Raw genomic sequence first — 26,878 nt, 5'->3', positions numbered from 1 at the left:
TGCCTATGCGTTTGCTTGAAAAAGGTTGGATATGGAAGCGGGTGGTCTGGGTTTCGTCGTTGCAGGGCTGGTAGTCGGATTCATCGTTGGCATGACCGGAGTCGGCGGCGGCTCGCTGATGACGCCGATACTGTTGTGGTTCGGCATCAATCCGGCCACGGCGGTCGGCACCGACTTGCTGTACGCGGCGATTACCAAATCCGGCGGGGTTCTGGTCCATCGCAAGAACGACAACATCGACTGGAAAGTCACTGGGCTGCTGACCTTGGGCAGCGTGCCGGCGGTGCTCATGACGCTGTGGTTTTTGAGCACCCTGCATACCGCTCCCGAGGCGCTTAACGCGATTATCAAACAGGCCCTCGGGTTTGTGCTGCTGCTGACCGCACTCGCCGTGCTGTTCAAGAAAAAACTGCTGGCCTTTGCTCACCGACGCGGGGACGGCTACTCGTTTTTCAGCGGCACCAGCCTGACGGTACTGACCGTCATCACCGGTCTGATCCTCGGCACCATGGTCGCACTCACCTCCATCGGCGCGGGTGCGTTGGGCACGGTGGCGTTGTTCATCCTCTATCCACTGCTGCCGACCCGGCGTCTGGTGGGTACCGAGATCGCCCACGCGGTGCCTCTCACGCTGGTTGCAGGTCTGGGTCATGCGAGCATGGGCAACATGAACTGGGAATTGCTGGGCTGGCTGCTGATGGGCTCACTGCCCGGCATCTACCTGGGCAGCCACATGGCAGGCCGCGTCTCCGATGACCTGCTACGGCCCTTCCTGGCCATCATGCTGGGCACGATCGGTTTCAAGCTGGCGTTCTGATCGGCGCTTATCCATCAGCCTGTCACATTTCTGAGTCAGGCTTGCCCACGAACACAGCCTTGAAAGCTGCAGAGCCCGTTTGCTTGCAGCCCGTGCACACTCATCGGGAATTGTAATTTTTTGTAGCGAGACACCGATTTTCGGCGCAGGATTTCGGGCGTCTGCTTTAGCGCCGATGACCCGGCACAGACTTACCCTCACAGAAAGGAGATGCCAACAATGCTCATCCGAATTGAAGAAGGTGTATATGGCGACGCTTGGGTTGTAATACTGGACGACTATCCGGTCAAATGCCGGAGCTGGCAGGAAGCCAGAGAATTTGCCGACCGCATGAAATCCAGAATCGACGCGCCTCATTCGCTGCCGCATATGGCACGCCGCGCCGCCCCTGAAATAAGCGTTCAGGCGGCCGCCCGCTAGACCGACTCCCTCCCCTGCGAATCACTCGACACAGCGTTGCCAGACAATGGTCGACGCTGTTTCACCTTGTCATGACGCCGCTTGAATTATCGAACCACTTCTCGTTTCCATGACATCCGTTTCACATCCCCTTCACGTCCGGCTGCGTAAATTGACCCTACTCCTTTGATGAATCCCATTTGGCCCACCCCGTTGTGGGCCATTTTTTTGCCTGCAGAAAAGTGCCGGTGCTCTCCCGCTGATCCGGCAGGATTACTCCCCTTGCGCTGCCGGCGACGATGACACAGCCAGCACCGGGCTGCTCAATACGCCAGCATTCAGCTCTGCCAGCCGATCACTGCCGGTGCCATTGGCCACGTCATTGCTCCAGCTTGCTACCGAAACCGCCATCCAGCCCAACACAAACAACGCAGCTGCCTGTAACGCCCACTTGGTCATGATCGACATACGCTTTCTCCTTGTTCACGTCTGGATGGCAAGCATGTAAACACCTCACCATTGCAGAAGAATTGCAGAGTTTTTTATTTTTGCCAGCCGACATCTCACCTTTGTGAGCAAAGGTGCTGAAAAACAGGAGGGAACACTCTAGAAGGAAAAATACCCACGCCCGCAGGCGGGGTATTTTTGAAAAGCGGGGTCAGTACTTGGTGCTTTGCTGCTCAGGTCTGGCCGGTGTGTCCACATGACGCGGACCCGCAATCAGCAGAGCCAGCACACCAACGATTGGCACGGCAACAACGACAATGATCCACATCAGCTTGTTGCTGGATTGTGTCTTGCTCTTGCGAATACGCAGTACTGCCCAGATGTCCGAAATCACGATCAGGGCGGTCAGCGCTGCGAACAACCACAAATGATTTTCCGATATCCAACCCATTTGAAATCTCCTGCACCATCAACGAAGGCAGCCAGACCGGCTGCCCTACTGTAGAAGAGGTCAAAAAGGACCTTAAAGTTCAGAGAATATTTCGGATTGTGACCGGTTACTCAGCGCCGACGCAGAGCGTCCCGAACCTCGTACCAACGCAGAGCATGGGCACGACAGGCGTATTCCGACACAGATCGTTCCTCCCGCTCCAGCGTGGGCATGCCGTTCGTGACGCTCCGCGTTACCCTCCAGTCAGGTAATCGGTGCCGGATTGAAGAGCGTAATGTCATTGTGCAGCCGGTAATGCTCGGTCCAGGTCTTCTTCTTGCCGCTGGCCACGTCCAGGTAGAAGTGGAAAAGCTCCCAGCCCAGGTCCTCGATGCTCGCGCGTCCGGTCGCGATGCGTCCTGCGTCTATGTCGATCAGATCAGGCCAGCGCTGGGCCAGCTCGGTGCGGGTCGAGACCTTCACCACCGGCGCCATCGCCAGACCATACGGAGTACCGCGTCCGGTGGTGAATACATGCAGGTTCATGCCGGCAGCCAGTTGCAAGGTGCCGCAGACGAAGTCACTGGCCGGTGTCGCGCAGAAGATCAACCCCTTGCTGCTGACACGCTCACCTGGGCCAAGTACGCCGTTGATGGCGCTGCTGCCCGACTTGACGATCGACCCCAAGGACTTCTCGACGATGTTCGACAACCCGCCCTTCTTGTTGCCCGGCGTGGTATTGGCGCTTCGATCTGCCTCACCTTTGGCCAGATAGCGGTCGTACCAGTCCATCTCCCGCACCAGTGCCTGTGCGACGTCCTGATCCTGTGCGCGGGAGGTCAGCAGATAGATGGCATCCCGCACTTCGGTCACTTCGGAAAACATTACCGTCGCACCGGCGCGAAGCAGCAGATCGGATGCATAACCCAGCGCCGGGTTGGCGGTAATGCCGGAAAACGCATCACTGCCGCCGCACTGCATGCCCAGAATCAACTCGGACGCAGGAACCGTCTCGCGACGCCGCAGATCCAGCTTTTTCAAACGCGTCTCGGCCAGCTCCATGATCTGCTCAATCATTTCATTGAAACCGTGGCTGGAGTCCTGCAGCCGATACAGCCAAGGCTCGCTGAGGTCCACCGAGCTGTCGCCTTCATGCATGACCTGCCCGGCCTGCAATTTCTCACAGCCCAGGCTGATCACCAGCGCCTCGCCACCCAGATTCGGGTTGCGTGCCAGATTGCGCACCGTGCGGATAGGGATGTAGGCATCGGTGGCCGTAATAGCAACGCCGCAGCCATAGCTGTGGGTCAGCGCCACGACGTCATCGACGTTCGGGTACTTGGGCAACAACTCGTCACGGATACGCTTGACCGCATGGTCGAGCACACCGGTCACGCACTGCACGGTGGTGGTGATGCCGAGAATGTTGCGAGTGCCCACAGTACCGTCAGCGTTGCGATAGCCCTCGAAAGTGTAACCCTCGAGCGGCGCCTGCTTTTCCGGCACCGCATCGGACATCGGCAGGCTGTCCAGCGCCGGCGCGGAAGGCATGCGCAGCTGGTCTTCCCTGACCCAACTGCCGCGCGGTATCGGTTGCAGTGCATAGCCAATGGTGTGGCCGTAACGAATCACGGCCTCGCCCACGGCCAGGTCAACGGTACTGACCTTGTGGCTCTGCGGTACGTTATCGACAGTGACCAGGCCGTTGTCGAATTCGGTTCCGGCCGGTACACCCTGGTCGTTGACCACAACCACGACGTTATCCAGCGGATGCAGCCGGATATAACGTGGCGAATCGGCATGTTGAATCAGGTTCATCACGGTTTCCTCAGGATTTTGCTTCGGAAAGGTCGCTGACCGAGTCGTTCAGCAATGGCCCCTTGGCAGGCGGCTCTTTCAATTCCACACGCTTGATTTCACCCACGATGAAAATGTAACTGATCACCGCCAGCAGCGCGTTGGCGCCCACGAACACCAGCGCCCATTTGAACGAGCCGGTGCTGCTGATGATGTAGCCAATCACGATCGGAGTGGTGATCGATGCAATGTTACCGAAGGTGTTGAACAGGCCGCCGCTCAAACCGGCGATCTGCTTGGGCGATACGTCGGACATCACAGCCCAGCCCAGCGCACCCACGCCCTTGCCGAAGAATGCCAGGGCCATGAAGCCCACGACCACCCATTCAATATCGACATAGTTGCAAGTCACGATCGAGGTCGACAGCAGCAGACCACCGATGATCGGCGCCTTGCGCGCGAAGGTCAGCGAATGGCCCTTGCGCAGCAGGTAGTCGGAAATGATCCCGCCCAACACCCCGCCGATGAAACCGCAGATCGCTGGCAGAGACGCGATGATGCCGGCCTTGAGGATGGTCATGCCGCGTTCCTGAACCAGGTACACCGGGAACCAGGTCAGGAAGAAGTAGGTGATGCCGTTGATGCAGTATTGGCTGAGGTAGATACCCAGCATCATGCGGTTGGTCAGCAACTGGCGGATGTAATCCCACTTGGGACCGCTGCTGGCTGTTTTTTGCGTGCCTTTACCCTTGTCCTGATCCAGATCGACCAGCGCGCCATTGCTGGAAATGTGCTCCAGTTCGGCCTCGTTGATCATCGGGTGATTGCGCGGGCCGTAGATGACCTTCATCCAGATCATGGAGAACACGATACCGAACGCGCCCATCACCACGAACACGTGCTGCCAGCCGTAGGTGTAGACAATCCAGCCCATCAACGGAGCGAACAGCACGGTGGCGAAGTACTGCGCCGAGTTGAAGATCGCCGAAGCAGTGCCGCGTTCGGCGGTCGGGAACCAGGCGGCGACAATGCGCGCGTTGCCCGGGAAGGACGGCGCTTCAGCCAGACCGACCAGAAAGCGCAGCATGAACAGCGCAACGATTGCCGTGGAGACGCCGAACTCACCCACATAGCCTTGCAGCAGGGTGAACAGCGACCAGGTGAAAATGCTCATGGCGTAGACTTTCTTCGACCCGAAACGGTCGAGCAGCCAGCCACCGGGAATCTGACCGGCCACGTAGGCCCAGCCGAATGCGGAGAAGATATAGCCCAGCGTGACGGCACTGATGCCCAGGTCTTTCTGAATGCTGGAACCAGCGATAGCGATGGTGGCGCGGTCGGCATAGTTGATCGTGGTGACCAGAAACAGCATCAACAGGATCAAATAGCGGACGTGCGTCGGCTTGGACTTTTGCATGGTAGAGCTCCCACTGATTATTTTTTTACGCGGGTAAAGCTGTTTTTTGGGTGTAGCGTTACAGGCCCCTTGGCAGCGTCACGGCGACGACCTCTGCCACCTGTAAGGGTCATGCAGTGCAACGAAAAAACCGCTGATCGCTCAGCGGCTTTGTCGTGGCAGATGTTATTGCTTGCCTTGCTTGTCCATCAGTGCAGCGAGCATGTCGCACTCGTCTGGCGTCAGATCGGTCAATGGTGCGCGTACCGGACCTGCGTCATAACCGGCGATCTTCGCGCCGGCTTTGACGATGCTCACGGCATAACCAGCCTTGCGGTTGCGGATTTCCAGGTAAGGCAGGAAGAAATCGTCGATGTACTTGCCGACCGCCTGATGATCGTCGCGGGCGATGGCGTGGTAGAAGTCCATCGCCAGTTTCGGTACGAAGTTGAACACTGCGGACGAATAGACCGGCACGCCCAGCGCCTTGTAGGCAGCGGCATAGACTTCAGCGGTCGGCAGGCCGCCCAGGTACGAGAAGCGGTCACCGAGACGGCGGCGGATCGAAACCATCAGTTCGATATCACCCAGGCCATCCTTGTAACCGATCAGGTTCGGGCAACGCTCGGCCAGTTGTTCCAGCAGGGTTGGCGTCAGGCGGCAGACGTTACGGTTGTAGACCACCACACCGATCTTCACCGATTTGCACACGGCTTCGACATGAGCGGCAACGCCGTCCTGGCTGGCTTCGGTCAGGTAATGCGGCAGCAACAACAAGCCCTTGGCGCCCAGGCGCTCGGCTTCCTGCGCGTACTCGATGGCCTGACGAGTCGCACCGCCTACACCGGCCAGGATTGGCACGCTGGTGGCGCAAGTGTCGACGGCAGTCTTGATGATTTCGGAGTATTCGCTGGCAGCCAGGGAGAAAAACTCACCGGTGCCGCCCGCGGCGAACAGAGCGCTTGCGCCATAAGGGGCCAGCCACTCGAGACGTTTGATGTAGCCGGCGCGGTGGAAGTCGCCTTGGGCATTGAAATCGGTAACCGGGAAGGACAGCAGACCGGATGAGAGGATGGACTTCAGTTCTTGTGGATTCATTATTCGAACACCCTGGAGGACATAATTGTTAGAGGATCACCGGGTCAGGGCCGATGTCGTAAGTCATCGTACAACTGATAATAGAATCACTCAACAGGGATTTTCGGGTTTTTTCAGAGGGAGAGGACGAGGTCCGGTTTTGATTTTTACGCTGCCGCGCATATGTTTGACGTGGAGCGTCAAGACCGGCATTCCCACGCTGGAGCGTGCGCAACGATAGTCAACACCGCAGCCATTGCCGCAAAAGTGCTTTTCTACCACGATGGCACGGACGACGCAGAGTGCGACGTAAGTGACAGGGCGAAGGAACCCGACGAAGTCGGGCCGGAAACGGAGCCAGGGACTTTGCTCACTTTGGTCCCTCAAAGTGAGTCGCCGAGGGGCGAAAAGGTGACCTGAGTCGAACCTCGATCCACCAGACAATGAAAAACCGCCGTGTGACGCAGAGCGTCACGAACTGCATTCCCACGCGGAGCATGGGAACGATAGTCAACCGTCCAACTTTTTGGGGTCAGTTCAGAACGTTCTGCTTCCTCTTTTTAAGCATCAAGCCCGCTGCGATTCAGCCTCTTCGTGCGCATGGCGCAGGCGTTCGCGGCTGTTGGTGAGGTGCAGGCGCATGGCGGCGCGGGCCGCATCGGAGTCCTGGCGGGCGATGGCGTCGAAGATTTCTTCGTGCTCGCGGCTCAGCCGATCCATGTAGTGCTGCTGGTCATCATGCGCCAGACGCGCCGAATTCAGCCGGGTACGCGGAATGATACTGGTGCCCAGGTGGGTCATGATGTCGGTGAAGTAGCGATTGCCGGTCGACAAGGCAATCTGCAGATGGAACTGGAAGTCCGACGCCACGGCATCGGTGGCGTGTGCCGCGCTTTCATTGAGCGCGTCCAGCGCAGAACGCATGGCTGCCAGCTGTTCATCACTGCGACGCTGGGCTGCCAGGCCTGCCGACTCGACCTCAAGGCTGATGCGCAATTCGAGAATCGCCAGTACATCACGCAGGGTGACGATGGTCGCCGGGTCAATCCTGAAGCCACTGGGGCTCGGCGTGTCGAGCACGAAGGTGCCGATGCCATGACGGGTCTCGACCAGACCAGAGGCCTGCAGACGCGAAATCGCTTCACGCACGACCGTCCTGCTGACGCCCTGCTCTTCCATGATTGCGGATTCGGTGGGCAGTTTGTCGCCGCGCTTGAGCTGACCGCTGCGAATACGCTCGGACAGCTCTGTCACCAGCTCCTGCGCGAGGCTGCGGTGTTTTCTGCGGGCGCGGGGCAGAGCGCTTTGATTTTCCATCCAACATCGATCTCTGGACTGCTAAACATGGGCTAATCATAGCTCAGCGGTTGTATGATCACACCCTCAAAAGCGCCGTGTCCCCTATAGCATCAACCTCAAAACGTTGCTGATTACGCTTGCTCGATCAATTTGCCGCCCTCGACACGCACATGCCGGCCATGGAAGCGTTTCAGGCTGCTGCGGTGCCCGACACTGATCAGCGTCATGCCCGGTAGCCCGTCGATGACTGCCTGGTGCATGGCCGCTTCGTCATCTTCGTCCATGGCCGAAGTGGCCTCATCCACATACAGCCAGTTCGGCGCGACCAACAGCGCGCGAGCGAACGCCACCCGTTGCTGCTCGCCCGGTGAGAGAAAACGCTGCCAGTGATTGCTTTCGTCCAGACGCGGTATCAGGTGCGCCAGACGGCACTGCTCCAGTACCTCGGCAAAGCGCAGGGCCGGGTAATGTTCGGCGGGTTGTGGATAACTCATCGCCTCACGCAATGTGCCGATGGGCAGGTAAGGCCGTTGCGGCAGGAACAGCGCCGTGCCGGTGGGCAAGCGGATCTGCCCCGAACCCTCGGGCCAGAGACCGCCCAGCGCCCTCAATAATGAGCTTTTGCCACTGCCAGAACGACCGCTGAGCATCACCCGCTCTCCCGCGCCGACCTGCAGACTGGCGTCGCTCAGCAATTGACGCCCACCGGCGATGCTCAAGCCCAGATTGCGCAGGTCCAGCGTGTCGTTGGCGTGAATTCTTTCGATGGCCGGCTGCCGACCTTCATTGTCAGTCATGGCCTGGCGGAAGCTGAGCAGACGGTCGCTGGTGGCGCGCCATGACGCCAGCGTGCTATAGGCGCTGATGAACCAGCTGAAGTTCTCCTGCACGTTGCCGAATGCCGAGTTGATCTGCATCAAATCGCCCAGCTCGATCTTGCCGGCGAAATACCGTGGCGCGGCCACGATGAACGGAAAGATCAGCGCAATCTGCGAATAGCCCGAGGTGAAGAACGTCAGCCGTTTCTGGACCTTCATCGAGGCCCGGAAGTTATTCCAGATCATCATGAAGCGCCCGCTCAGGCGCTGGTTTTCATTGCGTTCGCCCTCGGACAAGGCAATGCTTTCGGCGTTTTCGCGTACACGCACCAGCGCGAAACGCAGGTCTGCCTCGAATCGCTCCTGCTGGTTGTTCAACGGGATCAGCCGCTTGCCGATCCAGTGTGTCAGCAGGCTGCCCACCAGTGCATAAAGCATGGCCGCCCAGAACATGTAGCCGGGAATGGTCACGCCGAACAGCTCGATACTGCCCGACACGCCCCAGAGAATTACCGAAAACGACACCAGACTGACCACCGAGCTCATCAGTCCCAGCCCCAGGCTGAGCGTGCTGGTGGTGAACTCATTGAGGTCTTCGGACAGACGCTGGTCAGGGTTATCGGTGTAACCACCCTGCTCCAGCTGGTAGTAGTTCTTGTCGGCGAGCCAGCGCGCGAAGTGTTGCTCCGTCAGCCAGCGACGCCAGCGGATGGTCAGCAACTGGGTCAGGTACAGGCGATAGACCGCAGCCAGAATGGCGATCGCGGCGATGCCGCTGAAGTACAGGATCAGGTGGGTGAACGCGGCAAGATCCTTGTTTTGCAAAGCGTTGTAGAAGTCTCGGTACCAGCTGTTGAAAAATACCGAGACCTGCACGCTGAACAGCGACAGCGCGATCACCGAGACCAGCAGCAGCCAGGCAGTGGTCTTTTCCTCACTGCGCCAGTACGGCGTTATCAGCTTCCAGACGCGGGGTAGAAATGCTCCTTGCACAGTATCGTTGACGGCAGAATATTCAGCATTGCGATTCATGTGGTTCAGGCTCGCTCTCTTTGAACGTACGATGCCTGAGCACAATGAAGCAAAAAAACGCCTACGCGATCACTATGAAAAAACCTTCATTAACGCCGCACGGGGCGCTTCTGCAACTTGCGCTGCAAGGTCCGGCGGTGCATGCCCAGCGCCCGCGCGGTCGCTGAAATATTGCCCTCGTGCTCGGTCAGCACGCGCTGGATATGCTCCCACTGCAGGCGATCCACCGACATCGGATTCTCGGGGACCAGGGTGTCGAGGTTGGCGTGCTCGGACAGCAGGGCCGCGAGTACGTCGTCAGCGTCAGCCGGTTTGCACAGGTAATTGCACGCGCCGCGCTTGATCGCTTCGACCGCCGTGGCAATGCTCGAATAACCGGTGAGAATCACCACGCGCATGTCCGGGTCCATTTCCAGCAGCTTGGGCAGCAGCACCAGACCGGAATCGCCGTCCATCTTCAGGTCCAGCGCGGCGTATTCGGGGATGTCCTGTTGCGCCAGGGCCAACCCTTCTTCAGCCGAGCCGGCGGTGCTCACGCGAAACCCACGACGGCTCATGGCCCTCGCCATCACACGGGTGAACGTCGCGTCGTCATCGACCAGCAACAGGTGCGGCAGCTCTTCGTCTTCGACCTGGATGTCATCGTCACTCATGCTTCTTCTCCTCGCGTATCTCGGGGCAGGCGCAGCTCGGTGAGCGTACCGCCTTCTTCATGACTGTAGAGCTTCACCGAGCCACCCGCACGGGTAACGCTGGCCTTGCTCAGGAACAGACCGAGGCCGAAACCTTTGCCCTTGGTAGTAAAGAACGGTTTGCCGATCTGTTCGGCAATCGCCAGCGGCACACCCGCGCCATGGTCGCGAATGCTGATGCAGATTTCCGCACTGTCCCAGTCCAGATTGACTTCGAGGCCATCGGGGCAGGCATCGGCAGCGTTGTTGAGCAGGTTGAGCAGTGCCTGGGTCAGATCCGGCGGCGGCGCCAGCATCGGCGCCTCGCCTTTGCCCAATTGATAGAAACGATAACTCACTTCCGGGCGCATCAGATGCCAGCGGTTGAGGGACTCGTCCAGCCAGCGGGTGGCGGGCTGATATTCGACAGCCATGCGCCGATTGGCTTCGGCGGCGCGCACCAGTTGCTGCAGGGTCTGCTTGCACTGCTTGACCTGCTCCTGCAGCACGGACAGGTCATCCTGCAACGCAGGGTCGCTGTGATCCTGGCGCATTTCCTTGAGCAGCACGCTCATGGTTGCCAGCGGCGTTCCCAATTCATGGGCGGCCCCTGCGGCCTGGGTCGCGACGGCGAGCAACTGCTGATCACGCAGGCCTTCTTCGCGACGCTCGGCACGCAGTTGCTCCTGGCGACGCAACTCTTCTGCCATCTTCGCAGCAAAGAAGGTAATCACCGCAGCGGCCAATGCAAAGCTCAGCCACATGCCGTAGATCTGCATGTTTTCCCGGGCGATGGAGTCGGTTTCCAGCGGATAGGAACGCACCATCAGCAAGGTGTACATGCTCAGCGCAAAGCCGGACAGAATCAGCGAGTAACGCCACGGCAGCGTGGCGGCGGCAATGGTCAGCGGCACCAGATAATAGGAAACGAACGGGTTGGCCGAGCCACCCGAGTAATACAGCAGCGCACTGTGGATCAGGAGGTCCAGCGCCAGTTGCAGTGCATATTCAAGCTCGGTGAGCGGCAGCGATGTGCGCAGGCGGATGACCGTCAGCCCGCAGAGCACCAGCGAGCACCCCAAAGTGATCGACAGCTGCAGCCACGGCAATGGTAGAAAGTCGAACAGCCAGGCCATACCGACCGAGCCAGCCTGCGCGGCGAGCACCAGAATACGGATGAATGTCAGGCGCCACAGGTTTTGCCGTGTGGCTGAAAGCATTTGAACGGGGGCGAGCATGAGCTCTCCTGATGAGTGCTCCAGGCGGATCGTAGCGAGTATAACCAAGCGGGAGGCAAAACTGGAAAAGTGCGTCAACGCACCGCACACCGAAGCACTCGGCCATCGCAGGAACCGGACCAAAGCGCTACAGTCACAACACTTTGCGCCGCCCGACCACCGTCGGAGGCCGTTTGATAACAAGGAGCTCTCATGTTCAACCTTCGCCCTGCCGCCACCCTAGTCGCGCTGGCCGCTGCTTTGTCCAGCCTGCCCGCCATGGCTGAAGAAGCCCGTTACAACCAGATTTCATTGCGCGCAGAGGTCAACCAGGAGGTGCAGCGCGACCTGATGCTCGTCACGCTGTACACCGAAGCGCAGGACAGCGATCCGGCCAAACTGGCTGCGCAGATCACCGAGACGCTGAACAAGGCGCTGGGACAGGCGCGCCAGGTCAAGGACGTGAAGATCCGCCAGGGCAGCCGCAATAGCTACCCGGTCTACGACGATAAAGGCCAGAAGATCACCGGCTGGCGTGAACGCGCCGAACTGCGCCTGGAAAGTGCAGACTTTGCCGTGCTGTCCAAGCTGACCGGCGAGTTGCTGACCGACCTGAAAATGGGCGGCATGGACTTCTCGATTTCGCCATCGACGCGCAAGACCAGCGAAGACGCCCTGCTCAAGGACGCCGTGACTGCGTTCAAGGCTCGTGCGCAACTGGTCACCGAAGCGCTGGGCGGCACAGGCTACAAGCTGGTCAACCTGAACCTGAACACCTCGGGCTACCCGCAGCCGTATCTGCGCGCGCCGGTCATGATGATGGCCAAGTCGTTGCGTGAAGACGCAGCACCGACGCCCGATGTCGAGGCGGGCACCAGCCAGGTCAGCGTCGCGGCGGATGGTGTGATCGAAGTCGCGATTCCTTGAATGACAGGGCGGTAGTGTCGACTACCGCCCTTTTCCACGCCCCACCTCCTCCTTTCTCCCTTTCTTCCTCGGCAATCTCCTACGTTTGCTGATGCGCTGCCTGATTGTCGGTGAGCTCGCGGCTCGCGAAACTTGCCGTCTCACTTTCGAACACTGTCGCCCTGGCTGAGTGACCCGGCCAAAGCGCGCATTGCCATCAAGGAATCAAGGATGAATCCCCCGCATAACGCTTCCCGCAACCCTGCGGCTGTCATTGATCAGAACATGAATACCTACCGCGAGCCGCTTCCAATCCCCTTAAGATTCGAAGCCGGTGAAGGCGACGAACACACACATACTCACGGTGCCATCGAGAGCGTTCTCGAATCTGCCGGCTTCAGACCTGAGGAAATCCGCGCGATCTATTTCGGCAACTGGCTGCGCGACTATTCGCAATTGCTCGATCCAAAAATCGTCAGGGCGACAAGCATGCCGAAAAGCTTCCCTGACCTGCTTTCGCGTGACGCACTGACGCGTATCGTGGACGTACTGGCAGTCAAGGAATTCACCGATCTGATGAAGACAGACCGCTCGCGCTTCGTGGTGACCGCAGAGCGACTCGGCGTCTATCGCCCTGCTGAACACATCGACAACCCCAGAACCCCTGACCCCAAACCGGCCAACCCAAAGGAACGCGACGCCGACTTCGACGCCTGGGTGCTGCCCGACGATCCGCTATTGAAGGTCGACCCCGACGCCTCAATGAAGCGCTACATTCAGCGCTCGGTGCAGGTGATGGCTGCGGGGCTGGCATCGGCGGTCAATGGCGGCCCAGGGTCTACCGACGGTCTACGTGACATGGGCGCGGCGCTGCACATTCTCGAAGACTTCTTCGCCCACTCCAACTTCGCCGAACTCAGCCTGATCAAACTCGGCCATGAGCGCATTCTGCCGTGGACGTCCGACGCAGACTGCAAGCACCGTTTGCCTCTGGTAACCGGTACGTTCGGCGGCAGCGATATCATCGCCAGCCTCGCTGAGCCGCTTGGCAGGATTATGTTCTCGACAGACGAAAAGCCGTTCGAAGCGATCAAGGCTGGAGAACGTTACGAACGCGACCAGATTATTCAGATCGTTCTGAGCGAGCACCCTGACCCGCGACTGCTCGCGGGTTACGAGGCTTTTCTCGAAGCGCGCGATCAGTGGGCCAGCCAGCCGTTCTCCGAACAAGTCGAACAGTTCTACGCTTTCATCGGTACGCCAGGGCGATTGCTTGGCAATGCCTTTGGCGTCGTCATGCAAAGTCTGGCCATCTGGCTCGGCAACAGCGTCGACGACCTGCAAACCCTGCTTGATGAAGACCCCAATAGCAGCGGCTCGACCGATCCGTCACATTCGCAACTGGCCAAGGATCATGCGCAGCACCCGCTGCACACACTTGCCGCAAGACTGGCAAGAACGGCCGTGCTGCAAGTAGGTCAGGCCGTTCTGGGCCAGTGGCATGGCAAGGAAGGCGCCGAACATCCGGTCCAGGTTGCAACGCGGTTCTTCACTCACCCCATGGACTGCGATTGGCAGGACTCGATTGTCCGGGAATGGGCCGAGGCCAATCCCGAACAGGTCGAGCGGGCGACGCTCAAGAGCGAGCTGGACCAGTCCAGACTTCAATTGCAGCGCAGCGCGCAAAATGACTTGCAGCGTTTCAGCCAAGACGGCAGCGATTTTCTGAGCGTGTTATTTGAAAGTGTTTCACTGGCAGACCTTTGGGCGAGGATTACCGGCAAGTAAGCGTATTGTCCGACCCCGACCAAGTACGGCACTATCCGTTGTCTATCTGATTGTCGACTTTCAAGCACGGTTACTGCCGTACCACGCGAGGGATCCATGGGACACACACTTTTCAAACCGCTGCTGTTGACCACCGCGCTGCTGGCCTGCGCACCTTTGGCCCAAGCGGCAAGCACGCTGGTGTATTGCTCTGAAGCCAGCCCGGCCGGTTTCGACCCCAGCCAGTACACCAGCGGCACCGACTTCGATGCCTCGGCCGAAACCGTTTTCAACCGTCTGACCCAGTTCAAGCGTGGCGGTACGGAAGTGGAGCCGGGCCTGGCCACGCGCTGGGACGTTTCGCCGGATGGCCTGACCTACACGTTTCACCTGCGCGACGGCGTGAAATTCCACACCACGGATTATTTCACCCCGACTCGTACGTTCAACGCCGATGACGTGCTGTTCACGTTCAATCGTCTGCTCGATGCCAACCACCCGTTCCGCAAGGCATATCCTTCCGAGTCGCCCTATTTCACCGACATGGGCCTGAATACGACGATCAAGAGCGTCGAGAAAGTCGACCCGCTGACCGTCAAGTTCACCCTGAACAACATCGATGCGGCCTTCGTGCAGAACCTGGCCATGAGCTTCGCCTCCATCCAGTCTGCCGAGTACGCAGACAAACTGCTCAAGGAAGGCAAGGCCGAGGACTTGAACCAGAAGCCCATCGGCACTGGCCCGTTCGTCTTCAAGCGCTACCAGAAGGATTCGCAGATCCGTTACGTCGGCAACACCGAGTACTGGAAGCCGGAGGATGTAAAGATCGACAACCTGATCTTCTCGATCAGCAGCGATGCCGCCGTGCGTCTGCAGAAGCTCAAGGCCAACGAATGCCAGGTCAGCGGCTACCCGCGTCCGCAGGACATCGAGGAAATGAAAAAGGACCCGAAACTCAAGGTCCTCAGTCAGCCCGGCTTCAACCTGGGCTTCGTGGCCTACAACGTCACGCATCCGCCGCTGGACCAGCTCAAGGTACGTCAGGCGCTGGACATGGCCATCGACAAACCGGCGATCATCAAAGCGGTTTATCAGAGCGCAGGCCAACTGGCTGAAAATGCCCTGCCGCCGGGTCAGTGGAGCTTCGATCCGACCATCAAGGATGCTCCGCACGACCTGACCAAAGCCAGACAACTGCTCAAGGAAGCAGGTGTGGCGCCGGGTACCAAAATCGACCTGTGGGCCATGACCGTCCAGCGCGCGTCGAACCCCAACGCACGCATGTCAGCACAGATGATCCAGTCCGACTGGGAGAAGATCGGTATCAAGGCCAACATCGTCAGCTATGAATGGGGCGAATACATCAAGCGCGCCAAGGCCGGCGAACATGACGCAATGATCTACGGCTGGACCGGTGACAACGGCGACCCCGACAACTGGCTCGGCGTGCTTTACAGCTGCGCAGCCGTCAAAGGCAGCAACTACGCCAAATGGTGCGACCCGGCTTACGACAAGCTGGTGCAGCAGGCCAAGCTGACCAGCGACCGCGATGAGCGCATCAAGCTCTATCAGCAGGCTCAGCACATTCTCAAGCAGCAGGTGCCAATCACCCCGATTGCCAACTCCAAGGTGTTTCAGCCAATGCGCCAGGAAGTGCAGGACTTCAAGATCAGTCCCTTCGGCCTGACACCCTTTTATGGTGTCAGCATGGGAACAGTGAAGTAACAACACGGCTCCAACCGGGTGCATTTTTCTCACCCGGTTGCGCCTTATTGGTGCGCGAAACAATCGAAAAAGTGTCGCGCAAACGATCAACTCTCAAGAAAGTTACACTTTCGCGACATTCCTGTACGATCGTGCCACTCTTTGTCGCTTCTTTCGCCTCACTGTCTTGCTTTGGGTATGGCCCCTGCATAAGTATCGGACGGATCGGCTCACGAGGTCGTTCCCTCTAATCAAAAATGACAACAACTGAGGCAACCATGCTCAAACACGCGGTCATTCCGTTTCTGATCGGCGCCAGCCTGCTCGCCAGCGCACCTTTCGCTCACGCTGCATCGAATCTGGTGTTCTGTTCCGAGGGCAGCCCTGCCGGCTTCGATCCAGGTCAATACACCACAGGTACTGACTTCGACGCCTCGGCAGAGACCATCTTCAACCGCCTGAGTCAGTTTGAGCGCGGCGGCACCGCCGTAGTGCCGGGCCTGGCGACCAAATGGGACATCTCCGATGATGGCCTGACGTATACCTTCCATCTTCGCGAAGGCGTCAAATTCCACACCACGCCGTACTTCAAGCCGACCCGTGAATTCAATGCCGATGACGTGCTGTTCACGTTCAATCGCATGATCGACAAGGACATGCCTTACCGCAAAGCGTATCCGACCGAATTCCCTTACTTCACCGATATGGCGATGGACACCAACATCACCAAAATCGAGAAGATCGACGACCACACCGTCAAGTTCACTCTGGGCAAGGTCGACGCCGCGTTCATCCAGAACATGGCGATGAGCTTCGCGTCCATCCAGTCCGCAGAATACGCTGCCAAGCTACTCAAGGAGGGCAAGCCGGAGCTGATCAACCAGCAGCCGATCGGCACTGGCCCGTTCGTGTTCAAGAGCTACCAGAAAGACTCCAACATCCGTTACACCGGCAACAAGGACTACTGGAAGCCTGAAGACGTCAAGGTCGACAACCTGATCTTCGCCATCACCACCGACGCCTCAGTGCGCATGCAGAAGCTCAAGAAAAACGAGTGCCAGATCACCGCTTATCCGCGCCCTGCCGACCTCGAACCGCTCAAGGCCGACACAAACCTCAAGATGCCTGATCAGGCAGGCTTCAACCTGGGTTACATCGCCTACAACGTGATGCCTGAGATCAAGGGCGAAGATCATCCAAACCCGTTGGCTCAGTTGAAAGTGCGTCAGGCACTGGACATGGCGGTCAACAAGCAGCAGATCATCGACTCGGTTTATCAGGGTGCAGGTCAATTGGCGGTCAACGCCATGCCGCCGACCCAGTGGTCCTATGACACCACCATCAAGGACGCCAAGTACGATCCCGAGAAAGCTCGCCAGTTGCTCAAGGAAGCCGGCATCAAGGAAGGCACCGAAATCACCCTGTGGGCGATGCCGGTTCAGCGTCCTTACAACCCGAACGCCAAACTGATGGCCGAGATGCTCCAGTCCGACTGGAAGAAGATCGGTATCAACGCCAAGATCGTCAGCTACGAATGGGGCGAGTACATAAAGCGTGCCAAGAATGGCGAGAACGGCGCCATGCTGATTGGCTGGAGCGGTGACAATGGTGACCCGGACAACTGGCTTGGCACCCTGTTCGGCTGCGACGCCCTGAATGGCAACAACTTTGCCAAATGGTGCGACAAGCCGTTCGACACGCTGATCCATAAGGCCAAGGAAACGTCCGATCAGGCCGAGCGCACCAAACTGTACGAACAGGCGCAACACCTCCTGAAAGACGCAGTGCCAATGACGCCTATTGCGCACTCGACGGTCTATCAACCCATGCGTACCAGCGTGCAGGACTTCAAGATCAGCCCGTTTGGCTTGAACTCCTTTTACGGTGTGAGCGTGAGCGGCAAGTAAACGCTACTGTTTGCTGCGCCGCTCACCCGGCGCAGCAAACCGCTCTACTTGAATATAAGCCCCGAGCGATGGGTTGAAAAAGTGCCGATAACGGCATTCTTCTACTATCACTAAGATATTTCCTACGAGCTTTGCAGCCTTCGAGCCTATATACCGCGGACCTCTGACGACTTACCGTCGAAGGGCAACGGCAATGGCAGGAAGCCCGTCGCTTCGTGTCCAGGTGTGCCGGGCATGTCATGCGAAGTTGCGTAGGGCGACGCCTTTGGGTCAGTTAGACATTCGAGCCTCGGCTCATCCTTCGAGGATAGGGATCATCATGCGTAAAACTCTTGCGATGACGTCGTGCCTGGGACTGTTGGCACTGGCCCCGTTTGCCCAGGCGGCAAGCAATCTGGTGTTTTGCTCCGAAGCTAGCCCGGCTGGCTTCGACGGTGCGCAATACACCTCCTCCACCGATAACGATGCATCCGAGCCGATCTACAACCGACTCACCGAATTCAAGCAAGGCGATACCACCGTGGTTCCAGCGCTGGCGACTTCCTGGGACATCTCGGAAGACGGTCTGGTCTACACGTTTCATCTGCGCGAGGGTGTGAAGTTCCACAGCAACAAGAACTTCAAGCCCAGCCGTAACTTCAACGCCGACGACGTGCTGTTCACCTTCAATCGCATGCTCAAGCCCGATCATCCGTTCCGTGTCGCTTACCCGACCGAGTTCCCCTACTTCACCAGCATGGGCCTGAACAAGAAGATCAAGTCCGTCGAGAAGACCGACCCGCTGACCGTCGTGTTCACCCTCAATACGGTCGATGCGGCATTCATCCAGAACATCGCGATGAACTTCGCCGGCATTCTCTCCGCCGAGTACGCCGAGCAACTGATGGCCAAGGGTGACGTGCGCGACATCAACCAGCAGCCTATCGGTACAGGGCCATTCGTGTTTCAGCGCTATCAGAAGGATTCGCAGATTCGCTACAAGGGCAACAAGGATTTCTGGGACCCGAGCCGGGTGAAAATCGACCAGTTGATCTTCGCCATCGTGACCGACGCCTCTGCGCGCATGCAAAAGCTCAAGGCCAACGAGTGCCAAGTCTCGGTCAACCCGCGCCCGGCGGACCTCGCCAGCCTCAAGGCAGACAAAAGCCTGCAGATCATCGAGAAACCAGGCTTCAATCTCGGCTATATCTCCTACAACGTGCGCCACGAACCTTTGGGCAAGCTGGAAGTGCGTCAGGCGCTGGACATGGCCGTCAACAAGAAGGCGATCATCAACGCGGTTTATCAGGGCGCAGGGCAACTGGCAGTCAACGCCATGCCACCGACCCAGTGGTCCTACGATGACAGCATCAAGGACGCACCTTACGACCCGGAAAAAGCCAGGACCCTGTTGCGTGCCGCTGGCGTCAAGGAAGGCACCGAGCTGACCCTGTGGGCCATGCCGGTTCAGCGCCCTTACAACCCCAACGCCAAGCTGATGGCAGAAATGCTTCAGGCCGACTGGGCCAAGGTCGGTATCAAGGTCAAGATCGTCAGTTACGAATGGGGTGAATACCTCAAACGCACCAAAAACGGCGAGCACGATATCTCGCTGATCGGCTGGACCGGCGACAACGGTGACCCGGACAACTGGCTGGGCACGCTTTACAGCTGCGCGGCGATTGGCGGCAACAACTACTCGATGTGGTGCGACGAAAAATACGACCAACTGGTCAAGGCCGCGGTTGCGACCACTGACCGCGCGAAGCGTACCGACCTGTACCAACAGGCGCAGCGCTACCTCAAGGAGCAGGTGCCGATCACACCGGTTGCCCACTCGACCGTCAATCAGCCATTGCGCGCCGAGGTCAGGGACTTCCACGTCAGCCCGTTCGGTCGCAATAACTTCTCAGGCGTCAGCATCGTCGATTGATAGAAAACCCCGCACGCCCTCGCCATCTTGTGTCGCGGCGAGAGCGGGCACTTGCGCGTCGATACCTATAACAACGCAGGACCCAAAGTCCTGCACCACCAAAAGCCAGGCTCAAAGAACTGGCATATAAAAAAGTAATAAAGGGAGCTGCACATCGTGAAAACAACTAGCACTGCGTTATTGGCATTGTCTCTCTCGTCGTTTGGCGCACTGGTTCAGGCTGAACCGGCAAGCCAGGCGTTCGTACCGACCGAGCTGAGTTCAAAGAATGCACAGGCCGACGCCAACGGCTTTATCGAAGATCAACACCTGACCGGCACGACCCGTAACTGGTACGCCAATGAACTCAAGCGCCGCGGCGAAGTGTTCCGCTACAACGACAACGGCGTTGCCGAGCAGACCTCGCGTCGCATCAACTGGCAGCAGGGCACGATCGTCAACTACACCTCCGGTTATACGCAGGGCGTTGTAGGTTTCTCCACCGAACTGGCGCTGTACAACGCCATTGCGCTGGACCGTGATACCGATGACTTTGCCGGCAACTCCAACCGTACCCTGGCACACAGCGACGGCGATGCAGTCGGTCAGTGGAGCAAGATGGGCCTGGGCAACGTCAAGGCGCGGGTTTCCAACACCGTCCTGACCATGGGTCGCCAATCGGTGAACACCCCGGTCATCGCCTTCATCGGTAACCGCGCACTGCCGTCCAGCTTCCAGGGTGTTGCCGTACAGAGCGATGAGCTGAATAACCTGTCCTTTCAAGCAGGTAGTTTCGACCGCGTGTCGCCACGTATGGAACAGAGTCTGGACAAGTTCCGCTCCGAGTACGGTGATCGCAGCCAGACCGCCGACCGTCTGGACATGTTCGGCGCTGACTACAAGCCGACCGACAGCCTGACAACCAGCTTTTATGCATCGAACCTGGAAGATTTCTGGCACCAGTACTACTTCGGCTTCACCCACGAACTGGGTGACAGCAAGGCACTGGCGCTCAGCACCAACCTGAACTACTACAAAACCAAGGACTCGGGTCAAAGCAAACAAGGCCCTATCGACAACGATACCTACAGCCTGTCCTTCACCGGTACGCATAACGCTCACAGCATCAGCCTTGCCTATCAGCAAGTGTCTGGCGATGAGTACTTCGACTATGCGCACGATACCAACGCGATCTTCCTGGCCAACTCCCTGCTCTCGGACTTCAACGGCCCGAACGAGAAGTCCCTGCAGATCGCCTATGTACTGAACATGGCCGAATACGGCGTGCCGGGCCTGAAATTCAACATCTACCAGGCACGTGGCTGGGACATCGACGGTACCAAATACAAAGGCAACGTCTATGGCGACGTCCAGACAATCAATGGTGTCCGGACAGCGAGCGGCGTAAACGCAATGGACGGCGAGACTCACTACGAATACGGTATCGGTTCATCGTACTCCGTGCAGTCCGGCCCGCTCAAGGCTACCGCTATCCGCGCCACGTACACCACTCACCGCGCCAGCGAGAATCAGGCTGATGGCAACATCAACGAATTCCGCCTGGTGACCACTGTTCCGTTCAACATTCTTTGATTCGCTGAAAACCGTTCAGGCGCAAGGCAGCAGCCTTGCGTCCGAACATCACCATCGGCGTCAACTCTATGGAGGGTTCACAATGAAACTGTTATCGCTACGCAACTCGATTGCCCTGGCCCTGCTCAGCGTCGCCGTCAGTGTTTCGGCAAAACCCCTGGTGGTCTGCACCGAAGCCAGCCCCGAAGGCTTCGACATGGTGCAATACACGACAGCAGTGACGGCCGATGCCGTGGCTGAAACCATGTTCAACCGCCTCGCGGATTTCAAACCCGGCACCACGGAAGTGATTCCTGCACTGGCTGACTCTTGGGAGATCAGCGACGACGGCCTGACGTACACCTTCCACCTGCGTAAAGGCGTCAAGTTCCACACCACCGATTACTTCAAACCGACCCGCGACATGAACGCCGACGATGTGCTCTGGAGTTTTCAGCGTCAGCTGGACCCGAAGCACCCTTGGCATGACAAATCGAGCGTCGGCTTCCCCTACTTTGAAAGCATGGGCTTCAAAGAGCTGCTGAAAAGCGTCGAGAAAACTGACGACTATACCGTCAAGTTCACCCTGACCCGCCGCGAAGCGCCATTCCTGGCCGACCTCGCGATGGCCTTCGCGTCGATCTACCCGGCTGAATACGCCGACCAGCTGTTGAAAGCCAACAAGACCGGCGACCTCAACAGCAAGCCGATCGGCACCGGCCCGTTCATCTTCCAGCGCTATGCCAAGGATGCACAGGTACGCTTCAAGGCCAACCCGGATTATTTCCGCGGCAAGCCGCCTGCCGATGCCCTGATTCTGGCTATCGCCACCGACAACAACGTGCGCCTGCAGAAGCTCAAGGCCAACGAATGTCAGATCGCGCTGTATCCGAAGCCGGACGACGTGCCAAGCATCAAGAAAGACCCGAATCTGAAAATCGATGAGCTGGAGGCAATGACCACCGGCTACATCGCTATCAACACCACGCACAAGTACCTGAGCGACGTGCGCGTCCGTAAAGCCATTGACATGACGTTCGACAAAAACGCTTATGTCAACGCAGTGTTCGGCAAGGGCAATGCGCTGGTAGCGGTCAACCCGTATCCGCCGACTCTGCTGGGTTATAACAAAGACCTGAAGAACCCACCGATCGACCTCGACAAGGCACGCGCCTTGCTGAAGGAAGCTGGCGTGCCGGAAGGCACCACGTTTACCCTGTTTACCCGCAACGGCGGTGGTCCGACCAACCCCAACCCGATGCTCGGCGCACAAATGATGCAATCCGACCTGGCGAAGATCGGCATCAAGATCGACATTCGCGTCATGGAATGGGGTGAAATGCTCAAACGTGCCAAGAATGGCGAACATGACATGGTGTCTGCAGGCTGGGCAGGCGACAATGGCGACCCTGATAACTTCCTGACTCCGATGCTGAGCTGTGAAGCGGCGAAAAACGGCGAGAACTATGCACGCTGGTGCAACGCCGATTTCCAGAAGCTGATCGATAAGGCGCGTGAAACAGTGAACCCCGACGAACGCGCAGAGCTCTATGAACAGGCCCAGGCAATATTCAACAAGGATCAGCCGTGGATCAGCATGGCTCACACCAGAATGTTCACGGCTATGCGTAAAAATGTGGAGGGCTACCAAATCAGCCCGCTCACAACCAACAACTTCGCCACTACCCAGGTGAAGTAGAAAAATAATCCGGCGAGCTCATAACCCGAGACTCGCCGGAGCACGCCTAACCGGCTGATGAGGTACACACCAAGATGTTTAGTTTTATCGCCCGCCGAGTGGGGTTGCTGATACCCACTTTCTTCGGCATCACCTTGTTGACCTTCGCCCTGATTCGTCTGATTCCGGGCGACCCGGTCGAAGTCATGATGGGTGAGCGCCGTGTCGATCCGGAAATGCACGCTCAGGCCATGGAGCGTCTGGGTCTGAACAAACCCCTCTACGCCCAGTACATCGATTACATCGGCAAGCTCGCCCAGGGTGACCTCGGTGAATCGTTGCGTACACGCACCAGTGTCTGGTCCGAATTCACTTCGCTGTTCCCGGCAACCCTGGAGTTGTCGCTGGCGGCGCTGATTTTCGCGGGTATTCTCGGCCTGCTGGCCGGGGTGATCGCCGCACTCAAGCGAGGGTCCCTGTTCGACCATGGGGTCATGGGGATTTCCCTCGCCGGTTACTCCATGCCGATCTTCTGGTGGGGCCTGATCCTCATCATGTTCTTCTCGGTAACGCTGGGCTGGACGCCGGTTTCAGGGCGAATAGACCTGCTGTACGACATTCCGCCGGTCACCGGCTTCATGCTGATCGACACGCTGCTCAGTGACGAACAGGGCGCGTTTCTCGATGCTCTGCACCACATGATTCTGCCAGCCATCGTGCTGGGCACCATCCCGCTGGCGGTGATCGCCCGGATGACCCGCTCGTCGATGCTCGAAGTGCTGCGTGAAGACTATGTGCGTACCGCTCGTGCCAAAGGCCTGTCGCCCGCCCGCGTGGTATTCGTTCACGGCCTGCGCAACGCGTTGATTCCGGTACTGACCGTGTTCGGTCTGCAAATCGGTACATTGCTGGCCGGTGCGGTACTGACCGAAACGATCTTCTCCTGGCCGGGTATCGGCAAGTGGTTGATCGAAGCCATTGGCGCCCGGGACTACCCGGTCGTGCAAAACGGCATTCTGCTGATCGCCTGTCTGGTGATCCTGGTCAATTTCGTGGTGGATATCCTCTACGGCTTTGCCAACCCACGCATTCGTCACCAGCGCTGAGATCATCGATATGAGCACCCCTACTCCTGCGGTAGCAGTCGATCAAAGCCTGCTTTACCCATCCCCGTACAAAGAATTCTGGCAAGCCTTCTCGAAAAACAAAGGCGCGGTTGCCGGCCTGCTGTTCATGATCCTGATCGTGTTCTGCGCCCTGTTCGCGCCCTGGGTTGCCCCCCATGACCCGAGCGAGCAATACCGCGACTTCCTGCTGACGCCTCCGGTGTGGCTCGAAGGCGGTCAATGGCAATTCATCCTGGGCACCGACGAACTGGGCCGCGACCTGCTGTCGCGTCTGATCCAGGGCTCGCGCCTGTCGCTGCTGATCGGTCTGGCATCGGTGGTCATGTCGCTGATCCCCGGCATTCTGCTGGGTCTGCTGGCGGGCTTCTTCCCTCGCGTGCTCGGCCCTTCGGTCATGCGCCTGATGGACATCATGCTGGCCCTGCCCTCGCTGCTGCTGGCTGTGGCCATCGTGGCGATTCTCGGCCCTGGCCTGATCAACACCGTGATCGCCATCGCCATCGTGTCGCTGCCTTCCTATGTTCGTCTGACCCGCGCTGCGGTGATGGGCGAGCTGAACCGCGACTACGTGACGGCCGCCCGTCTGGCCGGTGCCACCCTGCCGCGCCTGATGTTCATCACCGTGCTGCCCAACTGCATGGCACCGCTGATCGTTCAAGCCACCCTGAGCTTCTCGTCGGCAATCCTCGACGCCGCAGCGCTGGGCTTCCTGGGTCTGGGCGTACAGCCACCGACGCCTGAATGGGGCACCATGCTCGCCTCGGCGCGCGACTACATCGAACGTGCCTGGTGGGTGGTGAGCCTGCCAGGTCTGACTATTTTGCTCAGCGTGCTGGCAATCAACCTGATGGGCGACGGTCTGCGCGATGCGCTGGACCCGAAACTCAAGAACGCCGCCTGAGGAGATTCGCATGTCACTTCTTGAAATCAAGAATCTCAACGTCCGCTTCGGCGACACCAAGGCCGTACCTGTTGTGGACGGCCTGTCCCTGAGCGTCGAAAAGGGTGAAGTACTGGCCATCGTCGGCGAATCGGGCTCCGGTAAATCGGTGACCATGATGGCGCTGATGGGGCTGATCGATTCCCCCGGCATCATTACCGCCGACGCGCTCAACTTCGACGGCAACGACCTGCTCAAGCTCAACTCGCGGCAGCGTCGACGCATCATCGGCAAAGACCTGGCGATGGTCTTTCAGGACCCGATGACCGCTCTGAACCCCAGCTATACCGTGGGCTTCCAGATCGAGGAAGTGCTGCGCCAGCACCTGAACATGTCGGGCAAGGCCGCACGCCAGCGTGCACTGGAACTGCTGGAAAAGGTCGAGATCCCTGGCGCCGCCGCGCGCCTGAATGCCTACCCGCACCAACTGTCCGGTGGCATGAGCCAGCGTGTGGCGATTGCCATGGCGATTGCTGGCGAACCGAAACTGCTGATCGCCGACGAACCGACCACCGCCCTGGACGTGACCATTCAGGCGCAGATCATGGAACTGCTGCTGAGCCTGCAAAAAGAGCAGGACATGGCACTGGTACTGATCACTCACGACCTGGCTGTGGTGGCGGAAACCGCCCAGCGTGTCTGCGTGATGTACGCCGGTCAGGCTGTCGAAGTCGGTCAGGTGCCGGGGCTGTTCGATGTCCCTGCCCACCCGTACAGCGAAGCCTTGCTGGCCGCCATTCCCGAGCACAGCATGGGCGCTGAACGCCTCGCCACGCTGCCGGGCATGGTCCCGGGCCGCTATGACCGTCCACAGGGTTGCCTGCTGTCACCGCGCTGCCCGTACGTGCGCGACAACTGCCGAACCGAACGCCCTGCCCTTGATCCCAAGGCGCACAGCCTGGCGCGCTGCTTCTATCCCTTGAATCAGGAGGTGGCGTAATGAGCGTCGTACTGACCGCCCGCGACCTTACCCGTCACTACGAAGTCTCCCGCGGCCTGTTCAAGGGCACAGCGCTGGTGCGTGCGCTTAATGGCGTGTCCTTCGAACTGGAAGCCGGCAAGACCCTGGCTGTGGTCGGCGAGTCCGGCTGTGGCAAATCGACACTGGCACGCGCGCTGACGCTGATCGAAGAGCCGTCATCCGGCTCGCTGAAAATCGCCGGCCAGGAAGTTGCCGGGGCCAGCAAGGCCGAGCGCAAGCAGTTGCGCAAGGATGTGCAAATGGTCTTCCAGAGCCCTTATGCCTCGCTCAACCCAAGGCAGAAAGTCGGGGATCAGCTCGGCGAGCCGCTGCTGATCAACACCAACCTGTCAGCCGCCGAGCGCCGCGAGAAAGTGCAGGCAATGATGGCCCAGGTCGGTTTGCGCCCTGAGCACTATCAGCGCTACCCGCACATGTTCTCCGGCGGTCAGCGTCAGCGTATCGCGCTGGCACGGGCGATGATGCTGCAACCCAAGGTGCTGGTAGCGGACGAGCCGACTTCAGCGCTGGACGTGTCGATTCAGGCGCAGGTACTGAACCTGTTCATGGACCTGCAGCAGGAATTCAACACCGCCTATGTGTTCATCTCCCACAACCTCTCGGTGGTGCGTCATGTCGCCGATACGGTATTGGTGATGTACCTGGGCCGGCCTGCGGAAATGGGTCCCAAGGAAGAGATCTACAACCGTCCGCTGCACCCGTACACCCAGGCGCTGCTGTCGGCGACCCCGACCATCCACCCGGACCCGCTCAAGCCGAAGATCAAGATCGTCGGCGAGCTGCCCAACCCGCTCAACCCGCCAAGCGGCTGCGCTTTCCACAAGCGCTGCCCGTATGCGACCGAGCGTTGTGCAGCCGAAGTGCCAGAGCTGCGCCTGGTGGATAACCGCCAGGTGGCTTGCCATTACGCCGAGCAATTTGTAGCGGCGTAGCTACAAGCTACAAGCTACAAGCTACAAGACTATCGTGCCCACGCTCCAGCGTGGGCACGCAGTTCTGGACGC

The 26,878-nt window shown here is 58.9% G+C and carries 22 protein-coding genes; 13 read left to right on the top strand and 9 right to left on the bottom strand.

Annotation, left to right across the window (positions count from 1 at the left end; translation table 11 throughout):
- Positions 1-31 precede the first annotated feature (31 nt).
- Both JOE34_RS10720 and JOE34_RS10715 read left to right on the top strand, forming a co-directional pair.
- Positions 32-817, top strand: a complete 786-nt coding sequence (locus JOE34_RS10720) for a sulfite exporter TauE/SafE family protein (protein WP_003400068.1) — start codon at positions 32-34, stop codon at positions 815-817.
- A 219-nt stretch (positions 818-1,036) separates the two neighbouring features.
- Positions 1,037-1,237 (top strand): hypothetical protein, encoded by a 201-nt coding sequence (locus JOE34_RS10715; protein ID WP_016568993.1) that lies wholly within the window; start codon positions 1,037-1,039, stop codon positions 1,235-1,237.
- 252 nt (positions 1,238-1,489) lie between these two features.
- On the opposite strand, the gene JOE34_RS10710 is transcribed toward JOE34_RS10715, so the two are convergent.
- The 9 genes from JOE34_RS10710 to JOE34_RS10670 all read right to left on the bottom strand — a co-directional run bounded on the left by JOE34_RS10710 (position 1,490) and on the right by JOE34_RS10670 (position 11,421).
- Positions 1,490-1,684: a hypothetical protein gene (locus JOE34_RS10710; protein WP_003313744.1), complete on the bottom strand. Its 195-nt coding sequence runs from the start codon at positions 1,682-1,684 to the stop codon at positions 1,490-1,492.
- 190 nt (positions 1,685-1,874) lie between these two features.
- Positions 1,875-2,114 (bottom strand): PLDc N-terminal domain-containing protein, encoded by a 240-nt coding sequence (locus tag JOE34_RS10705; protein WP_003340505.1) that lies wholly within the window; start codon positions 2,112-2,114, stop codon positions 1,875-1,877.
- 243 nt (positions 2,115-2,357) lie between these two features.
- A complete protein-coding gene (gene garD, locus JOE34_RS10700) occupies positions 2,358-3,911 on the bottom strand; it encodes a galactarate dehydratase (protein WP_003395112.1) in 1,554 nt (517 codons plus the stop codon).
- A gap of 10 nt (positions 3,912-3,921) precedes the next feature.
- Positions 3,922-5,307 carry an MFS transporter gene (locus JOE34_RS10695; RefSeq protein WP_003395109.1) on the bottom strand — a complete coding sequence of 462 codons (1,386 nt, stop codon included), beginning with the start codon at positions 5,305-5,307 and terminating at the stop codon, positions 3,922-3,924.
- 165 nt (positions 5,308-5,472) lie between these two features.
- On the bottom strand, positions 5,473-6,384 hold the full coding sequence (kdgD, locus tag JOE34_RS10690) for a 5-dehydro-4-deoxyglucarate dehydratase (RefSeq protein WP_003313748.1): 912 nt from the start codon (positions 6,382-6,384) through the stop codon (positions 5,473-5,475).
- A gap of 546 nt (positions 6,385-6,930) precedes the next feature.
- A complete protein-coding gene (locus JOE34_RS10685) occupies positions 6,931-7,680 on the bottom strand; it encodes a FadR/GntR family transcriptional regulator (protein ID WP_003313750.1) in 750 nt (249 codons plus the stop codon).
- 113 nt (positions 7,681-7,793) lie between these two features.
- Positions 7,794-9,512 (bottom strand): ABC transporter ATP-binding protein/permease, encoded by a 1,719-nt coding sequence (locus JOE34_RS10680; protein WP_016568994.1) that lies wholly within the window; start codon positions 9,510-9,512, stop codon positions 7,794-7,796.
- Between the two features lie 89 nt (positions 9,513-9,601).
- Entirely contained in the window at positions 9,602-10,165 is a 564-nt protein-coding gene (locus tag JOE34_RS10675) for a response regulator transcription factor (protein WP_209995721.1), read from the bottom strand.
- Positions 10,162-11,421: an ATP-binding protein gene (locus JOE34_RS10670; RefSeq protein ID WP_004416095.1), complete on the bottom strand. Its 1,260-nt coding sequence runs from the start codon at positions 11,419-11,421 to the stop codon at positions 10,162-10,164. The genes JOE34_RS10675 and JOE34_RS10670 overlap by 4 nt, the downstream gene beginning before the upstream one ends.
- 192 nt (positions 11,422-11,613) lie before the next feature.
- Between JOE34_RS10670 and JOE34_RS10665 the strand changes: the two genes are divergently transcribed.
- The 11 genes from JOE34_RS10665 (at position 11,614) to JOE34_RS10615 (ending at position 26,806) form a co-directional block, all read left to right on the top strand.
- Positions 11,614-12,327, top strand: coding sequence for an SIMPL domain-containing protein (locus JOE34_RS10665; protein WP_003395099.1), 714 nt, complete (start codon positions 11,614-11,616; stop codon positions 12,325-12,327).
- Between the two features lie 210 nt (positions 12,328-12,537).
- Positions 12,538-14,094: an HET-C-related protein gene (locus tag JOE34_RS10660; protein WP_209995719.1), complete on the top strand. Its 1,557-nt coding sequence runs from the start codon at positions 12,538-12,540 to the stop codon at positions 14,092-14,094.
- A gap of 96 nt (positions 14,095-14,190) precedes the next feature.
- On the top strand, positions 14,191-15,798 hold the full coding sequence (locus JOE34_RS10655) for an ABC transporter substrate-binding protein (protein WP_209995717.1): 1,608 nt from the start codon (positions 14,191-14,193) through the stop codon (positions 15,796-15,798).
- 257 nt (positions 15,799-16,055) lie between these two features.
- Complete coding sequence (locus tag JOE34_RS10650) at positions 16,056-17,684, top strand: ABC transporter substrate-binding protein (RefSeq protein ID WP_024684388.1); 1,629 nt, start codon at positions 16,056-16,058, stop codon at positions 17,682-17,684.
- 319 nt (positions 17,685-18,003) lie between these two features.
- The gene (locus JOE34_RS10645; protein WP_209995716.1) at positions 18,004-19,596 is read left to right on the top strand and encodes an ABC transporter substrate-binding protein; all 1,593 of its coding nucleotides are present in this window, start codon (positions 18,004-18,006) and stop codon (positions 19,594-19,596) included.
- A 156-nt stretch (positions 19,597-19,752) separates the two neighbouring features.
- Positions 19,753-21,168, top strand: coding sequence for an OprD family porin (locus JOE34_RS10640; protein ID WP_003313762.1), 1,416 nt, complete (start codon positions 19,753-19,755; stop codon positions 21,166-21,168).
- An 82-nt stretch (positions 21,169-21,250) separates the two neighbouring features.
- Entirely contained in the window at positions 21,251-22,846 is a 1,596-nt protein-coding gene (locus JOE34_RS10635) for an ABC transporter substrate-binding protein (RefSeq protein WP_003396291.1), read from the top strand.
- A gap of 74 nt (positions 22,847-22,920) precedes the next feature.
- Positions 22,921-23,931, top strand: a complete 1,011-nt coding sequence (locus JOE34_RS10630; RefSeq protein WP_003313766.1) for an ABC transporter permease subunit — start codon at positions 22,921-22,923, stop codon at positions 23,929-23,931.
- Between the two features lie 10 nt (positions 23,932-23,941).
- Positions 23,942-24,853 (top strand): ABC transporter permease subunit, encoded by a 912-nt coding sequence (locus JOE34_RS10625; protein WP_002555194.1) that lies wholly within the window; start codon positions 23,942-23,944, stop codon positions 24,851-24,853.
- A 10-nt stretch (positions 24,854-24,863) separates the two neighbouring features.
- Entirely contained in the window at positions 24,864-25,832 is a 969-nt protein-coding gene (locus JOE34_RS10620) for an ABC transporter ATP-binding protein (RefSeq protein WP_003424625.1), read from the top strand.
- Complete coding sequence (locus JOE34_RS10615) at positions 25,832-26,806, top strand: peptide ABC transporter ATP-binding protein (RefSeq protein WP_017278997.1); 975 nt, start codon at positions 25,832-25,834, stop codon at positions 26,804-26,806. Before JOE34_RS10620 ends, JOE34_RS10615 begins: the two co-directional genes overlap by 1 nt.
- The last annotated feature ends 72 nt before the right edge of the window (positions 26,807-26,878 follow it).

The organism is Pseudomonas sp. PvP028 (genome assembly GCF_017832255.1).
Taxonomy (GTDB): domain Bacteria; phylum Pseudomonadota; class Gammaproteobacteria; order Pseudomonadales; family Pseudomonadaceae; genus Aquipseudomonas; species Aquipseudomonas syringae.
This window is presented reverse-complemented; position numbering and strand designations above follow the sequence as displayed.

Coding starts and splice junctions, on each gene's coding strand:
- JOE34_RS10660 (WP_209995719.1), top strand. CDS start 12,538: ATGAATCCCCCGCATAACGCTTCCCGCAACCCTGCGGCTGTCATTGAT.
- JOE34_RS10650 (WP_024684388.1), top strand. CDS start 16,056: ATGCTCAAACACGCGGTCATTCCGTTTCTGATCGGCGCCAGCCTGCTC.
- JOE34_RS10625 (WP_002555194.1), top strand. CDS start 23,942: ATGAGCACCCCTACTCCTGCGGTAGCAGTCGATCAAAGCCTGCTTTAC.
- JOE34_RS10710 (WP_003313744.1), bottom strand. CDS start 1,684: ATGTCGATCATGACCAAGTGGGCGTTACAGGCAGCTGCGTTGTTTGTG.
- JOE34_RS10715 (WP_016568993.1), top strand. CDS start 1,037: ATGCTCATCCGAATTGAAGAAGGTGTATATGGCGACGCTTGGGTTGTA.
- JOE34_RS10615 (WP_017278997.1), top strand. CDS start 25,832: ATGAGCGTCGTACTGACCGCCCGCGACCTTACCCGTCACTACGAAGTC.
- JOE34_RS10630 (WP_003313766.1), top strand. CDS start 22,921: ATGTTTAGTTTTATCGCCCGCCGAGTGGGGTTGCTGATACCCACTTTC.
- garD (WP_003395112.1), bottom strand. CDS start 3,911: ATGAACCTGATTCAACATGCCGATTCGCCACGTTATATCCGGCTGCAT.
- JOE34_RS10680 (WP_016568994.1), bottom strand. CDS start 9,512: ATGAATCGCAATGCTGAATATTCTGCCGTCAACGATACTGTGCAAGGA.
- JOE34_RS10620 (WP_003424625.1), top strand. CDS start 24,864: ATGTCACTTCTTGAAATCAAGAATCTCAACGTCCGCTTCGGCGACACC.
- JOE34_RS10720 (WP_003400068.1), top strand. CDS start 32: ATGGAAGCGGGTGGTCTGGGTTTCGTCGTTGCAGGGCTGGTAGTCGGA.
- kdgD (WP_003313748.1), bottom strand. CDS start 6,384: ATGAATCCACAAGAACTGAAGTCCATCCTCTCATCCGGTCTGCTGTCC.
- JOE34_RS10685 (WP_003313750.1), bottom strand. CDS start 7,680: ATGGAAAATCAAAGCGCTCTGCCCCGCGCCCGCAGAAAACACCGCAGC.
- JOE34_RS10655 (WP_209995717.1), top strand. CDS start 14,191: ATGGGACACACACTTTTCAAACCGCTGCTGTTGACCACCGCGCTGCTG.
- JOE34_RS10645 (WP_209995716.1), top strand. CDS start 18,004: ATGCGTAAAACTCTTGCGATGACGTCGTGCCTGGGACTGTTGGCACTG.
- JOE34_RS10670 (WP_004416095.1), bottom strand. CDS start 11,421: ATGCTCGCCCCCGTTCAAATGCTTTCAGCCACACGGCAAAACCTGTGG.
- JOE34_RS10665 (WP_003395099.1), top strand. CDS start 11,614: ATGTTCAACCTTCGCCCTGCCGCCACCCTAGTCGCGCTGGCCGCTGCT.
- JOE34_RS10635 (WP_003396291.1), top strand. CDS start 21,251: ATGAAACTGTTATCGCTACGCAACTCGATTGCCCTGGCCCTGCTCAGC.
- JOE34_RS10695 (WP_003395109.1), bottom strand. CDS start 5,307: ATGCAAAAGTCCAAGCCGACGCACGTCCGCTATTTGATCCTGTTGATG.
- JOE34_RS10705 (WP_003340505.1), bottom strand. CDS start 2,114: ATGGGTTGGATATCGGAAAATCATTTGTGGTTGTTCGCAGCGCTGACC.
- JOE34_RS10675 (WP_209995721.1), bottom strand. CDS start 10,165: ATGAGTGACGATGACATCCAGGTCGAAGACGAAGAGCTGCCGCACCTG.